Origin of the sequence: Halobacterium sp. CBA1126 (genome assembly GCF_009741975.1) — an archaeon.
In the GTDB taxonomy this organism is placed as follows: Archaea; Halobacteriota; Halobacteria; order Halobacteriales; family Halobacteriaceae; genus Halobacterium.
Genome location: NZ_WPCF01000137.1, coordinates 1 through 5556 on the forward strand (window position 1 = coordinate 1; position 5556 = coordinate 5556).

Genomic DNA, 5556 nt, shown 5'->3' on the forward strand with positions numbered 1-5556 from the left:
GCGCCCGCGTCGGCGAGCGCGAACGCCGCCGCCCGGCCCGCGCCGCCCGCGCCGACCACGACCGCGTCGCGGCCGTCAAGGGCGACGTCGTGGTGGGCGAACGAGCGCCGCACGCCCTCCGCGTCCGTGTTGTGGCCCGTGACCGCGTCTCCGGAGAAGTCGATGGTGTTCACCGCGCCGATGCGGGCCGCGAGGTCGTCCGGCTCCACGACGTCGAGGACGGCCTGCTTGAACGGGATGGTGACGTTCAGGCCGGCGACCCCGAGCGCGTCCGCGCCCTCCACGGCGGCCGCGACGGCCTCGCGGGCCGGCTCGAAGGTGACGTACCGGGCGTCCAGCCCGAGTTCGTCGTAGGCGGCCTCGTGCATCGGCGGCGACAGCGAGTGTTCGACCGGGTTCCCGACGAGTCCGAATACCTGCACGCCTCCACGGACTCGCGCGGCGTTTATAACTGGTGGTCACTCCGAACGGTTTTTGCGCGCGAGCGAGTTTCCCCGGCGTATGGCCGGCACACTGCTCGTCGACGGCGCCGTCCTCCTCGTCGGCATCCTGCTGCTGTACGTCGGCGCCGAGCTCCTCGTCGCCGCGGCGTCCGCGCTCGCGCTCTCCCACGGCGTGAAGGCGGCGACCGTCGGCGTCACCATCGTGGCGTTCGCCACCACCGCCCCCGAGCTGTTCGTCTCCGCGACCGGCGCGCTGACCGCCTCCGACGGCATCGCGCTCGGCAACATCGTCGGGTCGAACATCGCCAACATCGGCCTCGTGCTCGGCGCGTCCGCGCTCGTCCGCCCGCTCGAGGTCGACGACAAGACCCTCTACCAGCACGGCCCGTTCATGTTCGCGGCGGCCGTCGCGCTCGTCGTCCTCGGCATGGACGGCCGCATCGCGGCGTTCGACGGCGTCGTCCTCCTCGCGCTGCTCGCCGGCTTCACGGTCTACCTCTACCGGAAGTCACAGGAGTCCGAGGTCGCCCTCCCCGAGGACGTCGAGATGGACGAGGGCGCCACGACCGCCGGCCTCCGCGAGTACGTCACGCTCGTCGGCGCCATCGTCCTGCTGCTCGCCGGCTCCCGCGCGCTCATCCTCGGCGGCCGCGGCGTCCTCTCGGCGTGGGGGTTCGGCGACCTCTTCATCGGCCTCACCGTCATCGCGTTCGGCACCTCCGTCCCCGAACTGGCGACGTCGCTCGTGAGCGCGATTCGCGGCGAAGCCGGCTTCTCCATCGGGAACGTCGTCGGGTCGAACATCTACAACGTGCTCGCGGTCATCGGCGTCGTCGCCGTCCTCGTCCCCATCTCGGTGTCGTCGGCGACGGTCGGCTACGAGTTCCCCGTCATGCTCGGGTTCACCGTCGTCGCGCTCGCCAGCATGGCGTTCGGCGACCGCATCACGCGCGTCGAGGGCGCCGGCCTCGTCGCCGGCTACGCGGGCTTCGTCTACTTCCTCCTCCCGTAGGCGGAAGCCGGCGGCGCTCGCCGCTACCCGACCGCAAGCGTTAGGGTCGAGTTCGCGGACTGTGGTAGTATGTTGTCAGCGCGGCTCCGCCACCCGCTCGCGGCGCTCGCCGCCGCGGCGCTCCTGACCGCGCCGTGGATGGTCGTCCACTTCACCGGCGGGCCGGACGCGTACGGGCTCGGGCACGTCGCGACGGTCGGCGTCAGCGGCGTCGCCGTCCTCGGCGCGGCGTTCCTGCTGGCGTGGGCCGCCGAGACCGCCGAGAAGGACGTCCCGCGGTCGTTCGCCATCGCCGTGCTCGCGGTGCTCGCGGTCGCCCCCGAGTACGCCGTCGACGCGCTGTACGCGTGGACTGCGGGCGCGAACGTCGGGACGCCGCGCGGCATCGAGGCCGCGAACCTCGCGGTCGCGAACATGACCGGCGCGAACCGCATCCTCATCGGCCTCGGGTGGTCCGGCATCGCGCTGTTCACCGTCTACCGCGCCCACACGTCGGGGGACCCCGCGGTCGAACTCGACGGCGTGCTCCGCAGCCGCGTGAACCTCGACCCCGCCATCGCCACCGAGATCACGTTCCTGCTCGCGGCGACCGCGTACGCGTTCCTCGTGCCGCTCGGGAACGGCATCGGCCTGCTCGACACGGTCGTCCTGGTCGGCCTGTTCGCCGCCTACATCGCCATCATCATCCGCGGCGAGGTCAGCCACGACGCCGACCACGGCGGCGTCCCCGCGTACCTCCAGCGGCTCCGGCGGCCGGCGCGCGTGACCGCCATTATCGCGCTGTTCGCGTACTCCGGGTTCGCCATCTACACCGCCGTCCACCCGTTCGCGCACGGCCTCGAGGAGATCGGGCAGGCGGCCGGCATCCCGGCGTTCTTCATGATCCAGTGGGTGGCGCCGCTGGCCTCAGAGAGCCCCGAGCTCATCGTCGTCGTCTACCTCGTGAACAAGGCCCGCTCGACGGCGGGGTTCAACGCGCTCATCTCCTCGAAGCTGAACCAGTGGACGCTGCTCATCGGGACGCTCGCGGTCGTCTACAGCATCGCGTCCGGGAGCGTCGGCACGCTCCCGTTCGACGAGAAGCAGGCCGCCGAGATCTGGATCACCGCCGCCCAGAGCCTCTTCGCCATCGCCGTCCTCTCGAACTTCGACATCGCGGTCTGGGAGGGAATCACGCTGCTGACGCTGTTCCTCACGCAGGTGTTCGTGGAGTTCGGCATCATCCGGCTGGTCGCAGAACCGCGCTCGACGGAGCTCAGCATCCTCGTGCTGTACGCGTACACCGCCGTCTACCTCGCGCTCGCCGCGGTCCTCCTCTACCGCCGCCGCGAGTCGGTCGTCCACCTCGTCCGGCGGACGCTCCGGGACGCCCGGGTGGCGTTCTCGTAGCCCGTCCGTCGGCGGGGAACGGCAGTCGTTTTACGGGCCGCCGCGTACGCCGGCCCGTGATTGGAATCGTCGTGAGTCGCGCCGACAGCGCGTCCGAACACATCGGCGAGCAGCTGCTCGCGCTCGGCGACTTCGAGCGGGAGGGGACGGCGTCTACCGCGCCGACGGCTTCGAGCTGCGGGAGTTCGACGACCTCCACATCGACCTCGCGGACCCCGCGGCGGCGTTCGACGACCCCGACTACGTGGTCGTCGTCTCGCGGCACGCCGGCGACACCGGCCCGCTGCTGACCGCCCACCACACCGGGAACTTCGGCGAGGCGGAGTACGGCGGCGAGGACCGCTCGCTCGCAGCGGCCTGCCCGAACGCCCACCGCGAGGTCGTCGCCGCGCTCCGCGAGCACGCGCCCGACGGCTACGAGGTCGGCATGGAGTGCACCCACCACGGCCCGACCGAGGTGAGCGCGCCGTCGATGTTCGTGGAGCTCGGCAGCGGCGAGGACGAGTGGAACGACCCCGAGGGCGCCAGAGCGGTCGCGCAGGCCGTCCTCGACCTCCGCGGCGTCGACGCCCGCGAGGAACGCGCGCTCGTCGCGTTCGGCGGCGGTCACTACGCGCCCCGCCCCACCCGCATCGTCGAGGAGACGGACTGGGGCGTCGGACACGTCGCCGCCGACTGGTGTCTCGAGGACCTCGGCGACCCCGAAGCCCACTCGGACGTAATCGAGCGGATGTTCGCGGCGAGCGGCGCCGAGCACGCGGTCGTGGACGGCGAGAAGCCCGCCGTCGACCGCGTCGTCGCCGAACTCGGGCACCGCGTCGTCAGCGAGACGTGGGTCCGGGAGACCGACGGCGTCCCGCTGGCGCTCGCGCGGAGCGTCGAAACCCACGTCGGCACCGTCGACGACGGCCTCCGGTTCGGCGAGCCGGCCGCCGACTACGACGGCGAGTACGCCGTGGTCGACCTCCCAGCGGACCTGCTCGACGCCGTCCACGCCACCGACCCCGAGGCGGCCGTCGACGCCGCCGCCGAGACCGCGCTCGCCTACGCCACCGACGAGAACGGCAACCGCCTCGCCGGCCCGGCCGCGTTCGCGGACGGCGACGCCTACGGCGCGTTCCTCGACCGCGCCGCCGAGATTCTGGCGCGAGAGTACGAGGTGGCCCGCGAGGACGGCGAACTGACGGCGACCCGGGAGGCGTTCGACCCCGCCGCGGCCAGCGAACTCGGCGTCCCCGAAGGCCCGAAGTTCGGGCAGCTCGCGGGCGGTGAGACGGTCGACGTCGACGGGACGGAGGTGCGACCGGCGGACGTCACCCGCACCGAGACCACGACCGTTTCGGTCGGGTTCCGCGAGCGGACGCGTGAGCGCGTGCGACGCCCGTCCGACGCGGAGGGGAAAGGTAATTAAGCCTCACACGCTACCCGTTACCCAACATGGATTCGATTGTGCAGGACGCCATCGACGAAGCCGAGGACGAGGACTCGGCTTCGGAGTCGGGTGACGTCCCGTCGGAGGGGTCGACGGCCAGCGTCCCCACCGGGGAGATGACCGACGACGAACTCGAGGACGTCCTCCAGGAGCTCCAGACGAGCATCACGGTCGTGGGCTGCGGCGGCGCCGGGTCGAACACCATCGACCGCATGTCCGAGGAGGGCATCCACGGCGCGTCGCTGGTCGCCGCCAACACCGACGTCCAGCACCTCGTGGAGATCGACGCCGACACCAAGATTCTCATGGGCCAGCAGAAGACCCAGGGACGGGGCGCCGGCTCGCTCCCGCAGGTCGGCGAGGAAGCCGCTCTCGAGTCCCAGGACGAGATCCGGGACTCCATCGAGGGCTCGGACATGGTGTTCGTCACCGCCGGCCTCGGCGGCGGCACCGGCACCGGCTCCGCGCCCGTCGTCGCGAAGGCCGCCCGCGAAGCCGGCGCGCTCACCATCGCCATCGTCACCACGCCGTTCACCGCCGAGGGCGAGGTCCGCCGCACGAACGCCGAAGCCGGCCTCGAACGCCTCCGCGACGTCGCCGACACCGTCATCGTCGTCCCCAACGACCGCCTCCTCGACTCGGTCGGGAAGCTCCCCGTCCGGGAAGCGTTCAAGGTCTCGGACGAAGTCCTCATGCGCTCCGTGAAGGGCATCACGGAGCTCATCACCAAGCCCGGCCTCGTCAACCTCGACTTCGCCGACGTGCGGACCGTCATGGAGAAGGGCGGCGTCGCCATGATCGGCCTCGGCGAAGCCGACTCCGACGCGAAAGCCGCCGACTCCGTCAAGTCCGCGCTGCGCTCCCCGCTGCTCGACGTCGACATCTCCTCCGCGAACTCCGCGCTCGTCAACGTCACCGGCGGCCCCGACATGAGCATCGAGGAGGCCGAGGGCGTCGTCGAACAGCTCTACGACCGCATCGACCCCGACGCCCGCATCATCTGGGGGACCAGCATCGACGAAGAACTCGACGGCGAGATGCGCACCATGGTCGTCGTCACCGGCGTCGCCTCCCCGCAGATCTACGGCCGCAACGACGCCCCCGAACCCGAGCCCGAACCCGAACCCGACGGCGGCGACAGCGACATCGACGACATCGACTACGTCGAATAGTACCTTTTTCCGCCTCGGGTGCGCTCGCTGCGCTCGCCCACCACTCGGCGCAAAAATCTACGCTAAAAAACCTGCCTCCGCGGGGCTCCGCCCCGCTCCGGCAGTGAA

4 protein-coding genes and 1 pseudogene are annotated in these 5556 nt (G+C 71.4%); 4 read left to right on the forward strand and 1 reads right to left on the reverse strand.

What is annotated here, in order from left to right:
- Positions 1-422: shikimate dehydrogenase family protein (locus GJ634_RS13795; RefSeq protein ID WP_394350899.1), on the reverse strand; the 422-nt coding region annotated here is incomplete at its 3' end.
- 79 nt (positions 423-501) lie between these two features.
- On the opposite strand from GJ634_RS13795, the gene GJ634_RS13800 reads away from it, so the two are divergent.
- The 4 genes and pseudogenes from GJ634_RS13800 to ftsZ all read left to right on the forward strand — a co-directional run bounded on the left by GJ634_RS13800 (position 502) and on the right by ftsZ (position 5448).
- Positions 502-1455: a calcium/sodium antiporter gene (locus GJ634_RS13800; protein ID WP_157503453.1), complete on the forward strand. Its 954-nt coding sequence runs from the start codon at positions 502-504 to the stop codon at positions 1453-1455.
- Between the two features lie 72 nt (positions 1456-1527).
- Positions 1528-2844: a sodium:calcium antiporter gene (locus GJ634_RS13805; protein WP_157503455.1), complete on the forward strand. Its 1317-nt coding sequence runs from the start codon at positions 1528-1530 to the stop codon at positions 2842-2844.
- A gap of 56 nt (positions 2845-2900) precedes the next feature.
- Positions 2901-4255: pseudogene (locus GJ634_RS13810) on the forward strand (D-aminoacyl-tRNA deacylase).
- A 26-nt stretch (positions 4256-4281) separates the two neighbouring features.
- Positions 4282-5448: a cell division protein FtsZ gene (gene ftsZ / locus GJ634_RS13815; protein ID WP_157503454.1), complete on the forward strand. Its 1167-nt coding sequence runs from the start codon at positions 4282-4284 to the stop codon at positions 5446-5448.
- The last annotated feature ends 108 nt before the right edge of the window (positions 5449-5556 follow it).